The 21,152-nt window shown below is 69.7% G+C and carries 18 protein-coding genes; 15 read left to right on the top strand and 3 right to left on the bottom strand.

Annotation, left to right across the window (positions count from 1 at the left end; translation table 11 throughout):
• Positions 1 to 11: 11 nt before the first annotated feature.
• Together SB754_RS09415 and SB754_RS09410 are read left to right on the top strand one after the other, a co-directional pair.
• Positions 12 to 701, top strand: a complete 690-nt coding sequence (locus tag SB754_RS09415) for a lysophospholipid acyltransferase family protein (RefSeq protein WP_410782063.1) — start codon at positions 12 to 14, stop codon at positions 699 to 701.
• A 108-nt stretch (positions 702 to 809) separates the two neighbouring features.
• On the top strand, positions 810 to 2,138 hold the full coding sequence (locus tag SB754_RS09410; RefSeq protein WP_410783293.1) for a class II 3-deoxy-7-phosphoheptulonate synthase: 1,329 nt from the start codon (positions 810 to 812) through the stop codon (positions 2,136 to 2,138).
• 103 nt (positions 2,139 to 2,241) lie between these two features.
• Here the strand turns inward: SB754_RS09410 and pknB are convergent, their stop codons facing one another.
• The gene (gene pknB, locus SB754_RS09405; protein ID WP_410782062.1) at positions 2,242 to 4,143 is read right to left on the bottom strand and encodes a Stk1 family PASTA domain-containing Ser/Thr kinase; all 1,902 of its coding nucleotides are present in this window, start codon (positions 4,141 to 4,143) and stop codon (positions 2,242 to 2,244) included.
• Between the two features lie 87 nt (positions 4,144 to 4,230).
• Positions 4,231 to 5,364, bottom strand: coding sequence for a LysM peptidoglycan-binding domain-containing protein (locus tag SB754_RS09400; protein WP_410782061.1), 1,134 nt, complete (start codon positions 5,362 to 5,364; stop codon positions 4,231 to 4,233).
• Positions 5,365 to 5,515: 151 nt separating this feature from the next.
• On the opposite strand from SB754_RS09400, the gene SB754_RS09395 reads away from it, so the two are divergent.
• A complete protein-coding gene (locus SB754_RS09395; protein WP_410782060.1) occupies positions 5,516 to 5,857 on the top strand; it encodes an Rv2175c family DNA-binding protein in 342 nt (113 codons plus the stop codon).
• Positions 5,858 to 5,866: 9 nt separating this feature from the next.
• On the opposite strand, the gene SB754_RS09390 is transcribed toward SB754_RS09395, so the two are convergent.
• On the bottom strand, positions 5,867 to 7,006 hold the full coding sequence (locus SB754_RS09390; protein ID WP_410782059.1) for a polyprenyl synthetase family protein: 1,140 nt from the start codon (positions 7,004 to 7,006) through the stop codon (positions 5,867 to 5,869).
• 78 nt (positions 7,007 to 7,084) lie between these two features.
• Between SB754_RS09390 and SB754_RS09385 the strand changes: the two genes are divergently transcribed.
• The 12 genes from SB754_RS09385 to murC all read left to right on the top strand — a co-directional run bounded on the left by SB754_RS09385 (position 7,085) and on the right by murC (position 21,150).
• The gene (locus tag SB754_RS09385) at positions 7,085 to 7,465 is read left to right on the top strand and encodes a DUF3040 domain-containing protein (protein WP_410782058.1); all 381 of its coding nucleotides are present in this window, start codon (positions 7,085 to 7,087) and stop codon (positions 7,463 to 7,465) included.
• Between the two features lie 259 nt (positions 7,466 to 7,724).
• Positions 7,725 to 8,156 carry a division/cell wall cluster transcriptional repressor MraZ gene (gene mraZ / locus SB754_RS09380; protein WP_410782057.1) on the top strand — a complete coding sequence of 144 codons (432 nt, stop codon included), beginning with the start codon at positions 7,725 to 7,727 and terminating at the stop codon, positions 8,154 to 8,156.
• Between the two features lie 118 nt (positions 8,157 to 8,274).
• A complete protein-coding gene (rsmH, locus tag SB754_RS09375) occupies positions 8,275 to 9,261 on the top strand; it encodes a 16S rRNA (cytosine(1402)-N(4))-methyltransferase RsmH (protein ID WP_410782056.1) in 987 nt (328 codons plus the stop codon).
• Positions 9,258 to 9,914, top strand: coding sequence for a hypothetical protein (locus tag SB754_RS09370; RefSeq protein WP_410782055.1), 657 nt, complete (start codon positions 9,258 to 9,260; stop codon positions 9,912 to 9,914). The genes rsmH and SB754_RS09370 overlap by 4 nt, the downstream gene beginning before the upstream one ends.
• 16 nt (positions 9,915 to 9,930) lie before the next feature.
• Positions 9,931 to 11,673: a peptidoglycan D,D-transpeptidase FtsI family protein gene (locus SB754_RS09365; protein WP_410782054.1), complete on the top strand. Its 1,743-nt coding sequence runs from the start codon at positions 9,931 to 9,933 to the stop codon at positions 11,671 to 11,673.
• A gap of 11 nt (positions 11,674 to 11,684) precedes the next feature.
• Positions 11,685 to 13,229, top strand: a complete 1,545-nt coding sequence (locus tag SB754_RS09360) for a Mur ligase family protein (protein WP_410782053.1) — start codon at positions 11,685 to 11,687, stop codon at positions 13,227 to 13,229.
• Positions 13,230 to 14,672 (top strand): UDP-N-acetylmuramoyl-tripeptide--D-alanyl-D-alanine ligase, encoded by a 1,443-nt coding sequence (locus SB754_RS09355; RefSeq protein WP_410782052.1) that lies wholly within the window; start codon positions 13,230 to 13,232, stop codon positions 14,670 to 14,672.
• Positions 14,669 to 15,784: a phospho-N-acetylmuramoyl-pentapeptide-transferase gene (gene mraY, locus SB754_RS09350; protein ID WP_410782051.1), complete on the top strand. Its 1,116-nt coding sequence runs from the start codon at positions 14,669 to 14,671 to the stop codon at positions 15,782 to 15,784. The genes SB754_RS09355 and mraY overlap by 4 nt, the downstream gene beginning before the upstream one ends.
• Complete coding sequence (gene murD / locus SB754_RS09345; protein WP_410782050.1) at positions 15,781 to 17,352, top strand: UDP-N-acetylmuramoyl-L-alanine--D-glutamate ligase; 1,572 nt, start codon at positions 15,781 to 15,783, stop codon at positions 17,350 to 17,352. The genes mraY and murD overlap by 4 nt, the downstream gene beginning before the upstream one ends.
• A complete protein-coding gene (gene ftsW / locus SB754_RS09340) occupies positions 17,309 to 18,571 on the top strand; it encodes a putative lipid II flippase FtsW (protein ID WP_410782049.1) in 1,263 nt (420 codons plus the stop codon). The genes murD and ftsW overlap by 44 nt, the downstream gene beginning before the upstream one ends.
• Positions 18,568 to 19,638: a UDP-N-acetylglucosamine--N-acetylmuramyl-(pentapeptide) pyrophosphoryl-undecaprenol N-acetylglucosamine transferase gene (locus tag SB754_RS09335; RefSeq protein WP_410782048.1), complete on the top strand. Its 1,071-nt coding sequence runs from the start codon at positions 18,568 to 18,570 to the stop codon at positions 19,636 to 19,638. The genes ftsW and SB754_RS09335 overlap by 4 nt, the downstream gene beginning before the upstream one ends.
• A gap of 66 nt (positions 19,639 to 19,704) precedes the next feature.
• Positions 19,705 to 21,150 carry a UDP-N-acetylmuramate--L-alanine ligase gene (gene murC, locus SB754_RS09330; protein WP_410782047.1) on the top strand — a complete coding sequence of 482 codons (1,446 nt, stop codon included), beginning with the start codon at positions 19,705 to 19,707 and terminating at the stop codon, positions 21,148 to 21,150.
• The last annotated feature ends 2 nt before the right edge of the window (positions 21,151 to 21,152 follow it).

Here is a 21,152-nt window from a genome sequence, read left to right as displayed (position 1 = left end):
GCTTCGGAGCGATGTTCTACTGGCTGATGAAGTACGTGGTCGTGGGGCCGATCCTGCGCGGCATCTTCCGGCCGTGGGTCATCGGCCTCGAGAACATCCCTGCCGACGGCGCCGTCATCCTGGCCAGCAACCACCTCTCGTTCATCGATTCGATCTTCCTGCCGCTCGAGGTCGAGCGGCACGTCTCGTTCCTCGCCAAGAGCGACTACTTCACCCGGCGCGGCCTGAGGGGCTGGGCGACCAAGGCCTTCATGAACGCCACCGGACAGCTGCCGATCGACCGCTCGGGAGGCAAGGCGTCCGAGGCGTCGCTGAACACGGGCCTCGGCGTGCTGGCGCGGGGCGAGATCCTCGGCATCTACCCGGAGGGCACGCGCAGTCCGGACGGGCGTCTGTACCGGGGGCGCACCGGCGTCGCCCGGATGATCCTGGAGGCCGGCGTCCCGGTCGTGCCCGTCGCCATGGTCGACACCGCCAAGATCATGCCGATCGGCACGCGCCTCCCCAAGGTCGGCAGGATCGGCATCATCGTCGGCGAGCCGCTCGACTTCTCGCGCTTCGACGGGATGGAGGGCGACCGCTTCATCCTCCGCTCCGTCACCGACGAGATCATGTACGAGCTGCAGCGCCTGGGCGCCCAGGAGTACGTCGACGTGTACGCCAGCACGGTCAAGGAGAAGCGGGCGACGCTGTCACAGTAGGACGGCCCCTCAGCCTTTCGCGATAGGCTCGGATATCCCATCCATCCTCGAGTGAGCGGAAGACCAGTGCTACAGACCACAGAGCCCGTCGTGCGACCTGACGAGTCCGTGATCGAGGGCCTGGAGTATTGGCGCACGCTCCCCATCAAGCAGCAGCCGCAGTGGCCGGATGCCGAGGCCGCGGCCGCCGCATCGGCCGAGATCGCCACTCTGCCTCCGCTGGTGTTCGCCGGCGAGGTGGACCAGCTGCGCACCCGCCTGGCGCGCGCGGCGCAGGGCGAGGCGTTCCTGCTGCAGGGCGGCGATTGCGCCGAGACCTTCGCGGGTGCGACGGCCGACGCCATCCGCAACCGGGTGAAGACGGTCCTGCAGATGGCCGTCGTCCTGACCTACGGCGCCTCCGTGCCCGTCATCAAGATGGGTCGCATGGCCGGCCAGTTCGCCAAGCCGCGCTCGAGCGACACCGAGACCCGCAACGGGGTCACCCTTCCCGCCTACCGCGGCGATATCGTCAACGGCTACGACTTCACGCCGGAGTCACGCCAGGCCGACCCGCGACGGCTCGTGCAGGGGTACCACACGGCTGCCTCCACCTTGAACCTCATCCGCGCCTTCACGCAGGGCGGTTTCGCAGACCTGCGGCAGGTGCACAGCTGGAACAGGGGCTTCGCGGCGAACCCGGCGAACCAGCGCTACGAGGGCCTCGCCCGTGAGATCGACCGTGCCATCAAGTTCATGGAGGCGGCGGGCGCCGACTTCGAAGAGATGAAACGCGTCGAGTTCTACTCCAGCCACGAGGCGCTGCTGATGGACTACGAGCGGCCGATGACGCGGATCGACTCCCGCACCGGGACGCCGTACAACACGTCGGCGCACTTCGTCTGGGTCGGCGAGCGGACGCGCGACCTCGATGGGGCGCACGTCGACTTCCTGTCGCGGGTGCGCAACCCGATCGGCGTGAAGCTCGGCCCGACGACCTCGCGCGACGACATGCTGCGCCTGATCGACAAGCTGGACCCGGAGCGCGAGCCCGGGCGCTTGACCTTCATCACGCGCATGGGCGCCGGCACGATCCGGGATGCGCTGCCGCCGCTGCTCGAAGCCATCAAGCGGTCGGACGCGAAGCCCCTCTGGGTGACGGACCCCATGCACGGCAACGGGCTGACGACGCCGACCGGCTACAAGACGCGGCGGTTCGACGACGTCGTGGATGAGGTCAAGGGCTTCTTCGAGGCGCACCGCGCCGCCGGCACCAACCCGGGCGGCATCCACGTGGAGCTGACCGGGGACGACGTGACCGAGTGCCTGGGCGGCTCCGAGCACATCGACGAGGCCACCCTGGCCACGCGCTACGAGTCGCTCTGCGACCCTCGCCTCAACCACATGCAGTCGCTCGAGCTGGCCTTCCTGGTCGCCGAGGAGCTCTCGCAGGCCTGACCCGCGTCGCCCTATCTATGGGACGCAACACGCCGTTATCCGACACGGATAGCGGCGTGTTGCGTCCCATCGACGCATCGCCGGTGCTGAGACGCGGCCGCGGCTAGAAGCCGGCGAAGTTGACCGTGATGGTGGAGCCCTTGGGCTGCTGGGTGCCCGCGCCCGGGGAGATCTTGGAGACCACGAACGCGCTCGGTGCGACATCGGCGATGGCACTGTATTTGAGCTGGAAGCCGGCGTCGCTCAACGCCTTCTTGGCATCCGCCCAGTTCTTGCCGACCACATCGGGAACCGTGACCGGCTCCGGCCCCTTCGACGTCTCCAGCAGCAGCGTGTCGCCGGGGCGCACAGGCTCGTGCTGCGGCTGGGCCGAGATGACGTCGCCGTCGGACACCGTGTCGCTGTAGCTCTCCGGGCCGGCGGAGGTCAGGAGCCCGGCCTTGCTGAGGATGCTGGACGCATCCTTCACCGACTTTCCTGCGACATCCGGGATGGCCCCCGACGACACGACAAGGTTGACCGAGGCGGCCTCGAAGTACGGTCCGCCACCCGAGATGTCGGCGCCGTTGTCGGCCCGCGTGGCCGAGATCACCGTATTCGCGGGGACCTTCGCGTCGAACTGCTGCGCGATGTCGCCGACCTTCGCGCCGACTCCGGTGATCGCGCTCTTAGCGGCGTCGACGCTCTGACCGGCCAGGGCAGGGATGGTCACCGGCTTCGGGCCCTGCGAGATGCGGAGGGTGACCGTGCTGCCCCGCCCGGCGGGCGCACCGGCGCCGGGATCGGTGCTCGACACCATCCCTTTGGCCACCGTTGTGCTGTACTCGGGAGCCTGGGCGACCTTGAAGTCGAGCTTCGTCAGCTGGGCGGTGGCCGCATCCGGTGCGGCGTTGACGACGTTGGGCACCGCCACCAGCGATCCGGGGCCCGCACCGAAGTACCAGCCGGTCCCGGCCGCCACGCCGGCGAGCACGATGACCAGTGCGAACAGCCACCAGCCCTTGGAGCGGCGCTTCGCAGCGGCGGCCGTCAGCGTCGCGGTCGCCGCCGGGGTGCTGGAGGCGACCTGCTGCCGGATGGCCGGGTTGATGATCTGAGTGTCGCCGGCATCCACTTCGAACGCGGGCGGAAGCACCATGGTGGGCTGGAGGACCGCCTCGCCGCGCAGCGACTTCTCGGCCTCCAGGAGCCGGTCGAGCATCTCGCGGGCGTCGCGCGGGCGGCGCTCCGGGTCCTTCTCGGTCGCCCAGAGGACGAGCTCGTCGAGTTCTGCCGGCACGGCCGGGTTCTTGGCGCTGGGCGCAGGCACGGCGTCGTTCGCGTGCTGGTAGGCGATCTGCATCGGCTGCTCGCCCTGGAAGGGCTGCTGGCCGGTCAGCATCTCGTACATCATGATGCCGAGCGCGTAGATGTCGCTGCGGGCGTCCGCGACGCCGCGGGTGACGAGCTCGGGGGAGAGGTAGGCGATGGTGCCGAGCAGGGCCTGGCCGGTGGCGGTGTTCGCGCTGGCGGCGCGGGCCAGGCCGAAGTCGCCGATCTTGATGCGGCCGTCGTCGGCGAGCAGCACGTTCTCGGGCTTGAGGTCGCGGTGCACGATGCCCGCCTTGTGCGCGGCGGCAAGGCCGGACAGCACCGCCTCCATGATGTCGATGGTCTGCTCTGGCGTCAGCTTGCCGTAGTCCTTGAGCAGGTCGCGGAGGGTGATGCCGGGCAGGTACTCCATGACCAGGTACGCCATGTCGGAGTCCTGGCCCTGGTCGAAGACGTTCACGACGTTGGGATGCGCGAGCCGCGCGGCCGAGCGCGCCTCCTGCACGAAGCGGCTCTTGAAGGTGGAGTCGTCGGCCAGGTGGCCGTGCATGATCTTGATCGCGACGCGGCGCTCCAGGCGCAGATCGGTCGCCAGGTAGACCGTGGCCATCCCGCCGCGGGCGATCCGTGAGCGCACCTGATACCGGCCGTCGATGAGACGGCCGATCATCGGGTCGGTCTGGCTCGTGGTCACAAATCGAGTCTAGAGAAAGAGGGATGCGGGAACCCTGCAAAACACCGGTGGGCGCGAGGGCTGTGACCCGGCTGTGACATTCGCGGGTCAGCCGAGCTGCGCGAGCCAGGCGCGCGCGGAGGTCTCCCACTTGGCGTAGGCGTCGGGGAAGGCGGAGAGCTGGACGGCCTGCGCGGCCTGGGTGACGCTCATCCGGCTCCAGCCGGGGATGTCGAGCAGTCCGCGGGTGCGGCCGGGGTTGGGGTTTCCTGCCCCGCCGTAGAACGCGAGCGTCGCACGGGTCGGGTCGAGCACCTGTTCCGGCGTTCCCCATCCGGTGCTCGGCCGCTGCTGGAACAGTCCGAGCGAATCGCGGTCACCGTAGCGGACATTGCGGAGGCCCGATTCCTGCGCGGCCGCAGCGAGGGCGACGACGATGCCCTGGTCCGGCACTCCCTGCTGCCGTCCGATGCGCACGATCAGCTGAGCGTTGGCGCGCATCTCGTCGCTGAGTGCGATGACCTGCCCGGCTGTGGCCGAGGGGAGGGGCGCCGGCGCCACCACGGGCGCCACCACGGGGGCGACCGCGGGTGCAGCGGCGACCGGTGTGTTCAGCGCTGCGGTGGTCATGCCCGGGATGCGGACCTTCTGCCCCGGGAAGATGAGGCTCGACGAGCTGAGGCCGTTGGCGGCGAGCACGGCGCGCGTGGTGACGCCGAAACGACCGGCGATCCCGCTGACGGTGTCTCCGCGGGCGACGGTGTACGTCGTGCCGGCGGACGGAGCAGCCGGTGCGGCGGGAGCGGGGGCCGGCGCAGCGGGCACCGGCGCAGCGGGAGCAGGTGCTGCGGCCGGTCCCGCGAGGGCGAGGACCTGACCGGGGAAGATCAGGCTCTTCCAGCTGAGGCCGTTCATGGCCAGCACGGCGGCCGTCGAGAGGCCGAAGCGTGTCGCGATTCCGGAGACCGTATCGCCCGACTGCACCCGGTAGACGGCCGGGGCGGCGGCGAGGCGGGTGTCCGCCTCCGATGTCCCGGCGTGCGGCGCGATCGTGCTCACGAGAGTCGAGCGGGAGGATCCGGCGGCATCCCCGGTGTCGCCGCCGCGGTCCGTGGAGCGCTCGGCGGGCGGCGCCGCCTGGGCGGGGGTGACGAGGTTGAGCGTGACCGCGAGCGAGCTCGCGATCGCGATCGGCACGGTGCCCAGGACTCCGCGGATCCTGCCGGTGTCTGCCAAGGCCATGGGAACCCCCTGTTTGAGTGGCACGACGACTCCCCACGCTGACACAGAAGATAAAAGGAGTCAACAGAAGTGACGCATGTGATGTGAGTTTACCTGATCGTAACAATTGCTCGTGCGTGCACTGCCGCGCGACTCATGGCACGCTGGAGGGGTGAGCGAGAACGTCCAGACCACGGAGTGGTTGACCGTCCCCGACCTCGTCGAGCAGTTGGGCCTGAGCGTGAGCCGGGTCCGTCGTCTCATCGAGGACCGCCACCTCGGCGCCAAGCGGATCGACGGGGTCCTCAAGGTCCCTGCCCTGTTCCTGAAAGACGGTCAGCCGCTCAGCGAGCTGCACGGCACGCTGATCGTGCTGGGTGACGACGGCTTCAGTGACGACGAGGCGGTCGACTGGCTGCTCGAGGTGGAGGAGAGTCTCGGCACGTCGCCGATCGAAGCGCTGCGTGCCGGCCGCAAAGCCGAGGTCCGCCGGGTCGCCCAGGCTCTCGCCTGACCGACGGCGTCACGCGTTGCGGCGCGTCACCGCGATCGCCAGCTCACGCAGCTGCGCCTTGGCCGCAGCTCCGAGCGGTGATCGGTCGAGGGCGGCCATGGCGCGCTCGACATTGTCGGCGATCATCCGCTCGACCGTCTCCACCGCCCCTGACTCGCGGATCGTCAGCTGCATGGTCCGGATCTGCTCGGGTGTCAGGTCCGGATCCCCGAGCAGCTCGTCGAGAGTCGCCCGGGCGCCGGACGGGACGGCCTGGCGCGTGAGCGCGATCAGCACCGTCCGCTTGCCCTCGCGCAGGTCGTCGCCGCTCGGCTTACCGGTGACCTCCGCATCGCCGAAGACCCCGAGCAGGTCGTCCCGCAGCTGGTAGGCGATCCCGAGCGGGAGGCCGAAGGAGCGCAGGGAGTCCAGTTGACCGATCGTCGCGCCGGCGAGGCTCGCTCCGATGAGCAACGGCGACTCGATGGAGTACTTGGCCGACTTGTAGACGATGACCCGTTCCGCACGGGCCAGCTGATCGGCGTCCGGCCGGCCGGCCCAGCCGATCTCCTCGAAGATGTCGAGGTACTGCCCGGCGGTCACATCCAGTCGCATCCGGTTGAATTCCGCACGCGCCGCACGCCGGGCCGCTGCGCTGACGAGCTGGGTGAGGCCCTCGTCGAACAGCTCGTCGCTCAGGATGAGGAGCAGGTCGCCGAGGAGCGTCGCCGCGCCGGTCCCGAACGAGGCGCCGGAGCCGCCCCACCCCTCCTGGTCGTGCAGTCTCTCGAACCGCTTGTGCGCGGCGGGCGCTCCCCGCCGCGTGTCCGAGTTGTCGATCAGGTCGTCGTGGACCAGCGCTGCGGCGTGGAACAGCTCGAGCGCGCTCGCCACCGACACCACGGCGTCCAGAGGGCCGCCCGCGATCACCGCTCCGGCCTCGGAACCATCGGGCGCAGTCCCCGCGTCCTCCCCGAACGTCCGGACGGCCTGCCACCCCCAGAAGCAGAACAGCGCCCGGAAGCGCTTCCCGCCGCTGAGAAAATCCCTTGAGAACGCCGCCACCGGAGAGAGCTCATCGGCGATGGAGACGAGAATGGAGGCGCGCGTATCGAAGAATCCATCGATTCTGGACTGGATGAGGTCGACGAATCGGATGCTTTCTGACACACGCCTAGCCTAGCCAGACCGGCGAGGCTAGAATCAGGCACACTAAGCCTCGAACCCGCGAGAAAGAGGGGGAATCGGATGCCGCTTTCGGAACATGAGCAGCGCCTCCTCGAAGAGATGGAACGCAGTCTCTATCAGAACGACGCAGACTTCGTAGCGAAGGTCGGAGGCAAGCGGGCTCGTCCCGCCTACCGCTCGATCGTTCTCGGAATCCTGCTCGCCGTGGTCGGGGTGATCGTCCTGGTCGTCGGCGTGTGGTTCCGCCAGCCACTGGTCGGGATCCTCGGTTTCATCGTGATGTTCGCCGGCGTGCTGCTGGCGATCGCGCCGGGCAAACGCGTCGCCGTCGAGCCGGGCACGACCGAGACCAAGGGCGCGAAGGCGCGCGGTGGCCACCCGGGCTTCATGGATCGCATGAACGACCGCTGGGACAAGCGCAACGACGGCGGCGAGAGCTAGCCCCCGGGCAGCTTCCACAGCCCTCCACCAGCTCTCCAACGCAGGGCCGATCTTCGGATCGGCCCTTTTTTCGTGCCTCGGTCCGCCCCCGATGCCTCCCGGCCTCTCCATTTCCCTCCACCGGGTTCTTCCGCGTCGTTCCGGGGCACAACGTGCCCAGTTCGGGGCAATTCGGCGCAAATGTGGTGCTTTGTGGATGAGAGTGGAGTAAAGTGGAGGCACACCGCAACCTGGGCCGGGAGAGTGGGGGTGGCAGCCGATGTTCCTCGGTACGCATGCCCCCAAACTGGACGAGAAGGGGCGCATCATCCTGCCGGCCAAATTCCGGGATGAACTCGCGTCCGGCCTCGTCCTGACCCGCGGCCAGGAGCACTGCGTCTACGTGTTCTCCAAGGCGGAGTTCGAATCGCTCCACGAGAAGATCCGTCAGGCGCCGGTGACGAGCAAGCAGGCCCGTGACTACCTGCGCGTCTTCCTCTCGGGGGCGAGCGCAGAGGTCCCGGACAAGCAGAACCGGGTGACCATCCCCTCCGCGCTTCGCTCGTATGCGGGACTCGATCGCGACCTGGTCGTGATCGGCGCGGGCAGCCGCGCAGAGATTTGGGACGCCACCGCCTGGGAGACCTACCTGGCCGAGCAGGAGGCCGCGTTCGCGACAACGGAGGAGGAGGTGATCCCCGGTCTGTTCTGACCGTTCGCGTCCCTGACGCCGGACTCCCAGCCATACGCCCTGACGCCACTTCCCCGGTGTCAGGTCGGGATGGATGGGGATCCGGAACCAGGGGCGGGGCGGCCGAACCGGAAACGTCATGAGCGACAACGACAGAATCCACACCCCGGTCCTCCTCGAGCGCTGCATCGAGCTGCTGGCACCCGCGCTGGCCAAGCCGGGCGCCGTCTTCGTCGATGCGACCCTCGGCATGGGCGGCCACTCCGCCGGCATCCTGGAGCGCTTCCCCGACATCACGCTCGTCGGTCTCGACCGGGATCCAGAGGCTCTGGCGATAGCGGGGGAGCGCCTCGAGCGCTTCGGGGACCGCGTCCACCTGGTGCACACGGTCTACGACGGCATCCGGGAGGCGGTGGAGGGGCTCGGCTTCGACGCGATCGACGGGGTGCTGTTCGATCTCGGCGTCTCGTCCCTCCAGCTCGACCGCGTGGAGCGCGGGTTCTCGTACTCGAAGGACGCGCCGCTCGACATGCGGATGGACAGCACGAGCGAGCTGACCGCGGCGACCGTGCTGGCCGAGTACTCGGAGGCCGACCTCCGCCGGATCTTCCGGGACTACGGGGAGGAGAAGCTGGCCGGCCGCTACGCCTCCCGCATCGTGGAGGCGCGCGAGCGTGAGCCTCTGGAGCGCTCAGGACAGCTCGTCGACCTGATCATCAAGGCCACGCCGGTCGCGCTGCAGCGGCAGGGGCACCCCGCGAAGCGCGTGTTCCAGGCGCTGCGGATCGAGGTCAACCAGGAGCTCTCGGTGCTGCAGCGCGCCATCCCCGCTGCCATCGATGCCCTGAGCGTCGGCGGCCGGATCGTCGTGGAGGCGTACCAGTCGCTCGAGGACCGCATCGTGAAGCGCGAGCTGCAGGCCCGGTCGGTCTCCAGCGCTCCCGCCGGCCTGCCGGTCGAGCTCCCCGAGCACCGACCGGAACTGAAGCTCCTGATCCGCGGCGCCGAGCTCGCGGACGACGACGAGAAGGCAGCGAATCCGCGAGCGACCCCCGTGCGCCTGCGCGCGGCCGAGCGGGTCCGCCCCGCCACATCCAGCACCGATCAGACGAGGAGGCGCCCGTGAGCACCACCCTGGCAGAGGCCGTTCCGGCGCCCACCCGCAAGCGTCCGTCCGCGCTGTGGCACGGCGGCGCCCTCCCGTCCCCGGTGGACGAGCCGGCCCGCACCCACCTCGAGGTCGTCCCCACCCGGGCGCAGAGGCGGGCGCGTCCGCGCGCGCTGTATGCCGCGATCGCGGTCGGCGCGCTGCTCGCGATCGTGGTGGCGCAGCTGCTCCTCAGCATCGGTATCTCGCAGGGTGCGTACCAGCTGAACTCGCTGCAGGACAAGCAGACCGAGCTGCAGCGCTCGTACCAGGCGGTGTCGGAGGACCTCAACCGGGTGTCCTCGCCTCAGAACCTGGCGGCGAACGCGAACGCGCTCGGCATGGTCAGCAACAGCAGCCCGGCGTACCTGCGGCTGTCCGACGGGGCCGTGCTCGGAGCGCCGCTGCCGGCCAACGGGGCCGCAGGGACCGTGACCGGCACCCAGGGCAACCTGGTGCCCAACTCGCTCTTGGCGGGTGTGCCGCTCGTGACGCAGGCTCAGCAACCGAACAACTCCTCCACAGCGACCGGACAGGCTGGGAATTCCACGACTTCGGGAGCGGCGACCGCGCCCACGACCGCCCCGACCGTACCGTTGCAGGGAGCGTTGCCGACCCCGGTGACGCACTGACGACGGGACGAGGAGCATGGTCAGCAGGAAGATGCTGCGGCGGAGGACCGCCGTGACGGTGCTCGCCGTCGCGGCCACCGTCGGCATCCTCGGAGCCAAGCTCGTCGACATCCAGGTCGTCCGGGCCGACGAGCTGCAGAAGCAGTCGGTGACGGCCAAAGAGGTGACGACTCCGCTGCTGGGCAATCGCGGCGACATCGTCGACAGCGACGGCACCGTGCTGGCCACCACGATCTACACGTACACCGCCGCGGCCTCGCCGAAGGACGCGATCGCGGGAGGCCGCGACAAGATGGTCGAGGCCGCGGCCAAGATCGGCGCCATCACCGGCCAGGGCGGCGACGCTGTCGTCGCGCTGATCGACGCGGCAGTCAAAGACAACCCGAAGTCGCAGTACGTGCTGATCAAATCGGGGATGGACGTCGCAGCCTTCGACAAGCTCGACAAACTCCCGTACCCGTGGCTCACCTTCACCAAGAAGCAGGCGCGCAGCTACCCGAACGGCGCGGTCGCCGGCAACCTCGTCGGTTTCCTGTCCGAGGGCGGCGACGCCGGGCTCGAGGCCAGCGAGAACGGCTGCCTGGCGGGCGAGAACGGCGAGGAGACCTACCAGCGCGGCGCCGACGGCGTGGCCATCCCGGGCAGCACCGTGGTGCAGAAGCAGGCCAAGGACGGCGGCACGCTGAAGCTCACCATCGACGGAGACCTGCAATGGTTCGCCGAGCAGGCCCTCGCGCAGCAGGTGAGCGCCACCGGCTCCAAGTTCGGCTACGTCACCGTCGCCGAGGCCAAGACGGGCAAGATCAAGGCGATCGCCCAGTGGCCGGCCCTCGACCCCAACAACATCAACGCGACCGATCCGTCGTTCTGGCGCCTCCAGCCCTTCACCGACCCGTTCGAGCCGGGGTCGACGTTCAAGGCGCTCACCGCCTCCATGCTGATCGACCAGGGCAAGGCGTCGCCCAGCACGCCGGTGCTCGCCCCCTACGAGTGGAAGTCGGGCAATGGCGCCGACCTGCACGACTCCGGCTATCACGACCCGCTGCGCCTGACCCTCACCGGTGTGCTGATGATGTCCTCCAACACGGGCATGTCGCAGCTCGGCAAGGCGCTCAGCGACCAGACCCGCTACGACTATCTCAAGAAGTTCGGCATCGGCGAGTCGACCGGCCTCGACTACCCCGACCAGTCCGACGGTGTGCTCCACCCGGTGAAGGACTGGGACGACCAGACCAAGTACGCGACGATGTTCGGCCAGGGCCTCTCGGCGACCCAGCTGCAGATGGTCGACGCGTACCAGGCGCTCGCCAACGGCGGCACTCGCATCCCGCTGTCGATGGTCGAGGGCTGCGAGCACCCGGACGGCTCGGTGACCGAGGTCCCCAACACCAAGCCGACGCAGGTCGTGTCCCCGCAGGCGGCCGCCACGACGCTCGGGATGATGGAGTCGGTGGTGACCGACGGCGAGTTGAAGAAGCAGCTGCAGATCCCCGGTTACCGCATCGCCGCGAAGACCGGAACGGCCCAGCAGCCGGACGGCAAAGGCGGGTACCTGCCGTCGTACTACGTGTCCGTGATGGGCGTCGCTCCGGTGGACGATCCGCAGTACGTCGTTTCGGTCAACCTCGGATACCCGACTACCATTACTTCGTCGGCAGCCGCCGCTCCGCTGTTCCACACGATCATGAGTCAGGTGCTGAAGACCTACCGGGTGAAGCCCTCGACGTCCAGCCCGGCCGGCTATCCGCCCTACTACTGAAAGTGAGCCTCGTGACAGGACCGGCGCCCTCTTCTCTGCGCCCCGAGCATCCCGTCGCCCGTCCGCTCGCCCAGCTGGTAGCGGAATTCGGGCTGGATTGCCGTGGTGACCTCGACGGTGTCGAGGTGACCGGTGCCGCCCTGGCGAGCTCCGCGGTCGAGCCCGGCGACCTCTACGTCGGGGTCCCCGGCCGCAATGCGCACGGGGCCGGCTACGCCTCGGCCGCCGCCGAGGCGGGGGCCGTCGCGGTGCTCACCGACGAGGAGGGCGCGGAGCTCGCGGCAGACTCCGGCCTGCCCGTCATCGTGACGCCCGACCCGCGCGCCGCCCTCGGCGCCGTCTCGGCCTGGATCTACCGCACCGACGAGAACTCCGCCACGCTGTTCGGCGTGACCGGCACCAACGGCAAGACCAGCGTGGTGTACCTGCTCAACGCCATCCTCGGCCAGCTCGGGGTCGTCGCAGGTCTCAGCTCGACCGCCGAGCGCCGCATCGGCGACACGGTCATCACGAGCAAGCTCACGACTCCGGAGGCGAGCGAGCTGCACGCTCTGCTGGCCCGGATGCGCGAGGAGGGCGTCCGCGCCGCGGCCATCGAGGTCTCGGCGCAGGCCCTGAGCCGACACCGCGTCGACGGGATCGTCTTCGACGTGGTCGGCTTCACCAACCTCAGCCACGACCACCTCGACGACTACGCGGCGATGGACGACTACTTCGCCGCCAAGCTGGAGCTGTTCCAGCCCGACCGCGCCCGCCGCGGCGTCGTCACCGTCGACTCCGACTGGGGGCGCCAGCTCGTGGAGCAGTCGCGCATCCCGGTGGCCACCCTGTCCAGCTCGCCCGGCTCGGACGCCGAGTGGATGTTGACCGTGCTCGACGAGACCATCGCCCGTACGGCGTTCGCCCTCGAGGGCCCCGACGGGCGCCGCCTCGAAACGAGCATCCCGCTGCTGGGCGCGTACAACGCCGCCAACGCCGCCCTCGCCATCGTCATGCTGGTCGAGTCCGGCTACGACCTCGACGCGATCGGAGCGGCGCTGGAGCGCGACGGAGGCATCGACGCATACATTCCCGGCCGTGCGGAGCGCCTCTCGGGCGACCGCGGTCCCGTCGTCTTCATCGACTACGGCCACAGCCCCGACGCGTTCCTGTCGACCCTGGGCGCTCTGCGCAAGGTGACCGACGGCCGCATCGTGATGGTGTTCGGCGCCGACGGCGACCGTGACACCACGAAGCGGACCGACATGGGCGCGATCGCGGCCCGTGGCTCCGACGCCGTCGTCATCACGGACTTCCACCCGCGCTGGGAGGACCCGGCGACGATCCGCGCCGCCCTCCTCGACGGAGCCCGCACCGCCGTTCCCGACCTCGAGCTGTACGAGGTCCCCGACCCGCGCGCCGCGTTCCGCACGGCGTTGTCCCTGGCGGGGGAGGGCGACGTCGTCCTCTACGCCGGCCCCGGCCACGAGGACTACCAGGAGGTCGCCGGACAGCGGCTTCCCTACTCCGCCCGCGAAGACGTGCGTCTCGCCCTGCGAGAGGCCGGGTGGCTGTAGATGATCGCCCTCACCCTGGCCGAGATCGCATCGGCCACCCGCGGCACGCTGCTGCTCGACGGCGCCCGCCTTCCGGACGGCACCGACGCGACCCCCGAGACGGTCATCACCGGACTCTCGACCACCGACTCGCGCGAGGTCGTCTCCGGCACCGTGTTCTTCGCGAAACCGGGCGAGGTGACCGACGGTCACCTGTTCGCCCCGCAGGCCGTCGAGGCCGGCGCCGCGCTGCTCGTCGTCGACCACCCGCTCGACCTTCCCGTGCCGCAGCTCCTCGTCGACGACACCGTCGTGGCGCTCGGCGACCTCGCAACCGAGGTGATCGCGCGGGTCCGCGCCCTCGGCCTCCTGAAGATCGTCGGCATCACCGGCTCCAACGGCAAGACCACGACCAAGAACCTGCTGCGCGCCGTGCTCGAGCAGGTCGGCCCGACCATCGCTCCGCGCGCCTCGTTCAACAACGAGGTCGGCGCTCCGGTGACCATGATCCAGGTGACCGAGGAGACGCAGTTCCTCGTCGCCGAGATGGGCGCGAGCGGGATCGGCGAGATCGCCCGGCTGGTGCGCATGGCCCGTCCGGACGTCGGCGTCGTGCTCAAGGTCGGTCTCGCGCACGCTGGTGAGTTCGGAGGCATCGAGAAGACGCTGCAGGCGAAGACCGAGATGGTCACCGACCTTCTCGACTCGGATGTGGCAGTGCTCAACATCGACGACCCGCGGGTGGCCACGATGGCCGACAAGACCGTCGCCCGCGTGCTGTGGTTCGGTCTCGACGAGCGCGCCGACGTGCGTGCGACCGACATCGCCTCCGATCGCCGAGGCACGTCCTTCACGCTGCACCTGCCGTCGCGCGACGGCGGAGAGGGTCCGTCGCGTCCCGTGCGCTTCCAGGTGCTCGGCGAGCACCACGTCATGAACGCGCTGGCGGCCGCGGCCTCCGCGCACGTCCTCGACGTCGACATCGACACCATCGTCGCCGCCCTCCAGACGGTCGAGACGGCAGAGCGGTGGCGCATGGAGGTCCTCGGCAACGGCGACGTGACCGTCATCAACGACGCCTACAACGCCAGCCCCGACTCCATGGCCGCCGCGCTCAAGACGCTTGCCCAGATCGCCGAGCCCGAAGGCCGGACGATCGCCGTGCTCGGCGAGATGAGCGAGCTGGGCGAGTTCTCCGGCGAGGAGCACGACCGCATCGGTCTGCTCGCCGTCCGGCTCGGGATCGACCAGCTGGTCATCGTGGGGCCTGCGGCGCGGCGGATGCACATCTCGGCCATCAACGAGGGCTCGTGGGACGGCGAGTCGCTCTACTTCGAGTCGCAGGACTCCGCGTTCGACCACCTGGCGGCCGACCTCCGACCGGGCGACACCGTGCTGGTGAAGTCTTCGAACTCGGCCGGGCTGCGATTCCTCGGCGACCGACTGGGAGAAACGTTCTCGTGAAAGCCCTCCTGACCTCCGGAGCGCTGTCGATGGCGTTCACGCTCTTCCTGACGCCCCTGTTCATCCGGCTGTTCCGTCGCCTGCAGTGGGGGCAGTTCATCCGCGACGATGGTCCGCAGAGCCACCATGCCAAGCGCGGCACCGCCACGATGGGCGGCATCGTCGTCATCCTGGGCACGCTCTTCGGCTACTTCACCGCGCTGCTGCTGACCGGGGACAGTACGAGCGTCTCCTCGCTGCTGGTGCTGTTCCTGATGGTGGGGCTCGGCGTCGTCGGCTTCATCGACGACTTCCTGAAGACCCGGCGGGAGCGGAGCCTCGGCCTGACCGGCTGGGCGAAGGTCGCCGGTCAGGTGATCGTGGCGACCGTCTGGGCCTTCCTGGCGATCCGGTTCCCGAACGGCAACGGGTACACCCCGGCGACGATGACCGTGTCGTTCATCCGGGACCTGCCGGCGATCGACTTCGGGTCGATCACCAAGTTCGGCGTCATCGGCGTGCTGGTGGGCTACGGGCTCTATCTGATCTGGATCAACTTCCTGGTCGCCGCAACCTCCAACGGCGTCAACGTCACCGATGGTCTGGACGGGCTGGCCTCCGGCGCCTCGATCCTCGCGATCGGCGCGTACATCATCATCGGCTTCTGGCAGAACATCCAGTCGTGCGCGAGCGTCAAGCTGAGCGTCGAGAACGTGGCCAAGTGCTACGACGTCCGCGACCCGTTCGACCTGGCCATCGTGGCGACGGCGATCGTGGGCGCCGTCGTCGGCTTTCTCTGGTGGAACACGTCTCCCGCGCAGATCTTCCTCGGCGACACCGGCTCCCTGGCCCTCGGCGGCGCCGTCGCGGCCCTTGCCATCCTCAGCCGCACGGAGCTGCTGCTCGTCCTGATCGGCGGCCTCTTCGTCATCGAGGCGGGGTCGGTGATCCTGCAGCGCGCGTACTTCAAACTGACCCACGGCAGGCGCATCTTCCTGATGAGCCCGATCCACCACCACTTCGAGCTGAAGGGCTGGGCGGAGGTGACGGTCGTGGTCCGCTTCTGGATCATCGGCGGCCTCCTCGTCGCCGCAGGCGTCGGCTCGTTCTACCTCGAGTGGCTGGCCACGTGACCGACCCGCGCAACGACTCCGTGGCAGAGCGGCTCGCCGCTCTGACCAGCTGGCGTGCGGACTGGAGCGGCCTGCGCGTCGCCGTCTACGGCCTCGGAGTGACCGGATTCTCGGTCGCCGACACGCTCGCAGAGCTCGGCGCCCAGGTGCTGGTCGTCGCGGCGAAGGCCGACGACGAACGACGCATGCTGCTGGAGGTCATCGGCGCGGAACTCGTCGAGCAGCCGGAGCTGAGCACGCCGCCCGAGCGCCTCGTCGCCTTCGACCCCGAGCTCGTCATCGTGTCGCCCGGCTTCCACTGGGACCACCCGCTGCTGCTGTGGACGCAGGAGCGCGGCACTGCCGTCTGGGGCGACATCGAGCTGGCCTGGCGGTTGCGCGACAAGGTCGCGCGCCCGGACGGCGCTGAGGGACCGGCGGATTGGATCTGCGTCACCGGCACCAACGGCAAGACGACCACCGTGCAGCTCACCGCGACGATGATCCTGGCCGGCGGCAACCGGGTCGCGCCGTGCGGAAACATCGGCGTCCCGGTTCTCGACGCGATCCGCGACCCCGAGGGATTCGACGTGCTGGTGGTGGAGCTGTCCAGCTACCAGCTGCACTGGGTGAACCGGAACGCCGGGGGCGAGCTGTCGCCCTTCTCGGCCGCGTGCCTGAACATCGCCGACGACCACCTGGACTGGCACGGCTCCGTCGAGGCGTACATCGCCGCCAAGGCGAAGGTCTACGACAACACGCAGGTCGCCTGCGTCTTCAACAAGGCCGACGACAACACCCTCCGCATGGTCGAGGAGGCCGAGGTCGTCGAGGGCGCCCGCGCGATCGGCTTCGGGCTCGGCGTCCCCGGCCCCAGCGACTTCGGGATCGTCGACGGCATCCTGTGCGACCGGGCGTTCCTGGACGACCGGGCGAACTCGGCCATCGAGTTGACCACTCTCGACGAGCTGCACGAGGCGGGCCTCGACGCGCCGCACGTCGTCGCGAACATCCTCGCCGCCAGCGCCTTGGCGCGGTCCTACGGCGTGCTCCCGCAGACCATCCGCGACGTGCTCACCGCGTTCCGGCTCGACGCCCACCGCATCGAACTGGTGCGGGCGGAGGCCGGGGTGAACTGGGTCGACGACTCCAAGGCGACGAATCCGCACGCCGCCGATGCCTCGCTGCGCGCGTACCCGTCGGTGGTCTGGCTGGTGGGGGGCCTGCTGAAGGGCGTGGATGTGGATGCCCTCGTCGGCGCACACGTCGGCCGACTCCGCGGAGCGGTGCTGATCGGCGTCGACCGCGAGGCGCTTCGTTCCGCATTCCGGCGACACGCGCCGGACCTTCCGGTGCTCGAGGTGGAGGCCGACGAGACTGAACAGGTCATGCCGACGGCGGTGCGGCTGGCCGGCGGTCTCGCCCGCGAGGGAGACACCGTGCTGCTGGCTCCGGCGGCGGCGTCGATGGACCAGTTCGCCGACTATGCAGAACGCGGCCGCCGCTTCCAGGCGGCCGTCCACGAGTACTTGGGAGGTGAGGCGGATGACGACGAGTCCGCCTCGCGTCCGCGTCCAGGGCAGGACTGACGGCAAGCCCGAAACCCCCGGCAGGAGCGAGCGCCTCAGCGCGCTGACCACGCGCATCCAGCTCGGCCGGGCGATGACGTCCGAGTCGGCCAACTACTTCCTGCTGCTGGGCGTCACGCTGTTCATGGTGGTCTTCGGGCTCGTCATGGTCCTGTCCTCCTCCGCTGTCGAGTCGCACACCGACAGCGACAACTTCTTCACGCGGTTCTGGTCGCAGGGCGCCTACGCGCTGGTCGGCCTCCCGCTCATGTTCGTGGTGTCGCGCATCCCGCGCACCTTCTGGAAGAAGTCCATCTGGTTCTTCCTGGCGGCCGCCTGCTTCCTGCAGGTGCTCGTTCTGCTGACGCCGCTCGGCATGGAGATCGGCGGCAACCGCAACTGGCTGAAGATCGGCTCGCTGACTGTGCAGCCGTCGGAGGCGATCAAGCTGGCCCTGGTCGTCTGGCTCGGCGTCGTGCTGGCCCGCAAGCGCGACGTTCTGGACCAGTGGAAGCACGTCGCCATCCCGGTCGTTCCTGTCGCCGGCGGCGCGGTCGCCCTGGTGACGCTGGGCGGCGACCTGGGCACGACGATGATCATGGCCGCCCTCATCCTCGGCGCGCTGTTCTTCGCCGGCGTGCGGTTGCGCTACCTGGCGACGGGCGTGGGATTCGTCGCTGTGGCGGCAATCTTCGTGGCGCTGTCCAGTGCCAGTCGTGTGGGGCGCATCTCCGCCTACTTCGGTGGCGCCAGCGTGGCGAACCCTGATGTCGACTGGCAGATCAACAACGGCTTCTACGCCCTCGCGTCGGGCGGAATCTTCGGCGTCGGCCTCGGCAACTCCCACTCCAAGTGGTCGTGGCTGCCCGCGGCCGACACCGACTTCATCTTCGCGATCATCGGCGAGGAGCTCGGGCTCATCGGCGCCGTCGTCGTCCTGCTCCTGTTCGTCATGCTCGCCATCGTCTTCCTGCGGATCATCCACGCGTCCACCGATCCGTTCGCGCGCATCACGACGGCGGCGATCATGGTGTGGCTGATCGGACAGGCGTTCGTGAACATCGCCGTGGTCCTGGGGGTGATCCCGGTGCTCGGGGTGCCGCTCCCACTGATCTCTGCAGGAGGAACTGCGATGATCAGTTCCATGATCGCCATCGGAATCGTGCTGTCCTTCGCGCGCCAGTCCCACCGGGATTCGCTCGCCGCCCAGGAGGCGGACCAGGCGGGTGCGCGCCGGTGACGCGCTACCTCCTGGCCGGCGGTGGCACCGCCGGCCACGTCAATCCGCTGCTCGCCGTCGCCGACCGGCTCCGTCGTGACGATGCCGCCGCCGAAGTCCTCGTCCTCGGCACGAAGGAGGGGCTGGAGGCGCGGCTCGTGCCTCAGCGCGGCTACGAGCTGGCGACCATCCCGAAGCTGCCGTTCCCACGCCGTCCGAATGCCGCCGCCCTGCGGTTCCCGGGGGAGTACCGCCGGTCGATCGCGTCGGTCCGCGAGCTGATCCGCACCCGCGGCATCGACGCCGTGGTCGGCTTCGGCGGCTACGCCGCGGCGCCCGCCTACTCGGCCGCTCGCCGCGAGGGGGTGCCACTCATCCTCCACGAGGCCAACGCCCGGCCCGGGCTCGCGAACCGCCTCGGCGCCCGCTACACCCCGTGGGTCGGCGTCGCCTTCGAGAACACCCCGCTCCCGCACGCAACGTTCGTCGGCATGCCGCTGCGCGCCGAGATCGAGCAGCTCGACCGGGCGGCCGCCCGTCCGCAGGCCGCCGCCGAGTTCGGGTTGTCCACGGACCGCCCCACACTGCTGGTGACCGGAGGCTCGCTCGGCGCCCGCCGCATCAACCAGACCATCGCCGCCCGAGCAGAAGAGCTGACGGCGGCCGGCTGGCAGGTGCTGCACATCCAGGGCGGCCGCGGCGAGCTGACCGACCCCGGCGTCGACGGCTACCGCCTGCTCGACTACTGCGACCGGATGGATCTGGCCCTCGCCCTGGCGGAGGTCGCCGTCGCGCGGGCGGGAGCCGCGACCGTGTGCGAGTTCGCCGCGCTCGGCCTCCCCGCCGTCTACGTCCCCTTCCCGATCGGGAACGGCGAGCAGCGCTACAACGCGGCCGGCGTGATCGGCGCCGGCGGCGGCGTGCTGGTCGACGACGCGGAGTTCCAGCCCGCCTGGGTGGATGCGCAGCTGCTCCCGCTGCTCGCCGACCGCGACCGGGTGGCCGAGATGGGCCGCCGGGCCGCCTCCGCGGGCGTCCGGGACGGCTCGGACCGCATGGTCGCGCTCGTCCGGAGCGCCCTCGGCTGATCCGGACCTTCGCCGCGTAGCCTGATACTTGATGGAGACCTTCTCGCGTAACCGAAAGCTGCACCCGTGACGATCAAGCCCGACCTGACCCTCGCCCTTCCGGAGGAGCTCGGCTCGCTCCACTTCGTCGGCATCGGCGGCTCCGGGATGAGCGGCATCGCCCGCCTGTTCCTGGAGGCCGGCTACACGGTGACCGGCTCCGACGTGCGCCACTCCGCCAACATCGACATGCTGCGGAGCCTGGGCGCGACCGTCGCGATCGGGCACGACGCCGCGAACGTCGGCGACGCCGACACGCTCGTGGTCACCGGTGCACTCTGGCAGGACAACCCCGAGTACCAGCTCGCGCTCGCGAAGGGGCTTCCTGTGCTGCACCGGTCGCAGGCCCTCGCCTGGCTGATCAACCGCTCCCGCCTGGTCGCCGTCGCCGGCGCCCACGGCAAGACGACGTCCACGGGCATGATCATCACCGGCCTGCTCGGGCTGGGGGAGGACCCGAGCTTCGTGAACGGCGGCGTCATCGCCTCCCTCGGCAAGAGCTCGCAGACCGGCACCGGGGAGCTGTTCGTCGTGGAGGCGGACGAGTCGGACGGCTCGTTCCTGCTGTACGACACGGCGGTCGCCCTGATCACGAACGTCGACCCCGACCACCTGGACCACTACGGGTCGCTGCAGGCCTTCGAGGACGCCTTCGTGACGTTCGCCCGGGAGGCCGACGAGTTCGTCGTCGTGTCGTCCGACGACCCGGGCGCCGTGCACGTCACCGGCAGGCTCCGCGAGCAGGCGCCGGAGAAGCGCGTGATCACCTTCGGCGAGGCCGAGGATGCCGACGTCCGCGTCCACTCGATCGTCACCGACGGCCCGGTGTCGTTCGCCGTGCGCTACCAGGGCGACGACTATACGGCACGCCTGCGCGTGCCGGGCCGCCACAACGCCATCAACGCGGGCGGCGCCTTCGCCGTGCTGACCGGCCTGGGATTCGAGCCGGCGGCCGCTCTGGCGGCCATCGCCGAGTTCGGCGGCACCGAGCGCCGGTTCGAGCTGCACGGCATGGTCGCCGGCGTCAGCGTGTACGACGACTACGCCCACCACCCAACCGAGGTCGCCGCCGCGCTCTCGGCCGCGCGCACCGTCGTCGGCGACGGCCGGATCATCGCCGTCCACCAGCCGCACCTGTACAGCCGCACGCGGCTGTTCGCCAAGGAGTTCGCCGAGACCCTCGAACGCTACGCCGACGAGACCGTGGTGCTCGACGTCTACGGTGCCCGGGAGGACCCGGAGCCGGGTGTCACCGGCGCCCTGGTCGCGGACCGGTTCGAGCATCCCGAGCACGTCGCCTTCATCGCCGACTGGCAGCAGGCGGCCGACCACACGGCGCAGATCGCGCGCGAGGGCGACTACGTGATTACCCTCGGCTGCGGCGATGTCTACCGCATCGTCCCGCAGCTGCTCGATGCGCTCCGCCGGGAGCACCCGGACACCGCTGCCGCGACCGCCGCTGCGACGGAGTGACG

It is taken from the genome of Leifsonia sp. SIMBA_070, assembly GCF_046534635.1.
Classification (GTDB): domain Bacteria; phylum Actinomycetota; class Actinomycetes; order Actinomycetales; family Microbacteriaceae; genus Leifsonia.
Note: the sequence above shows the minus strand (reverse complement) of the source record. Positions and strands in the feature narration are given on the sequence as shown.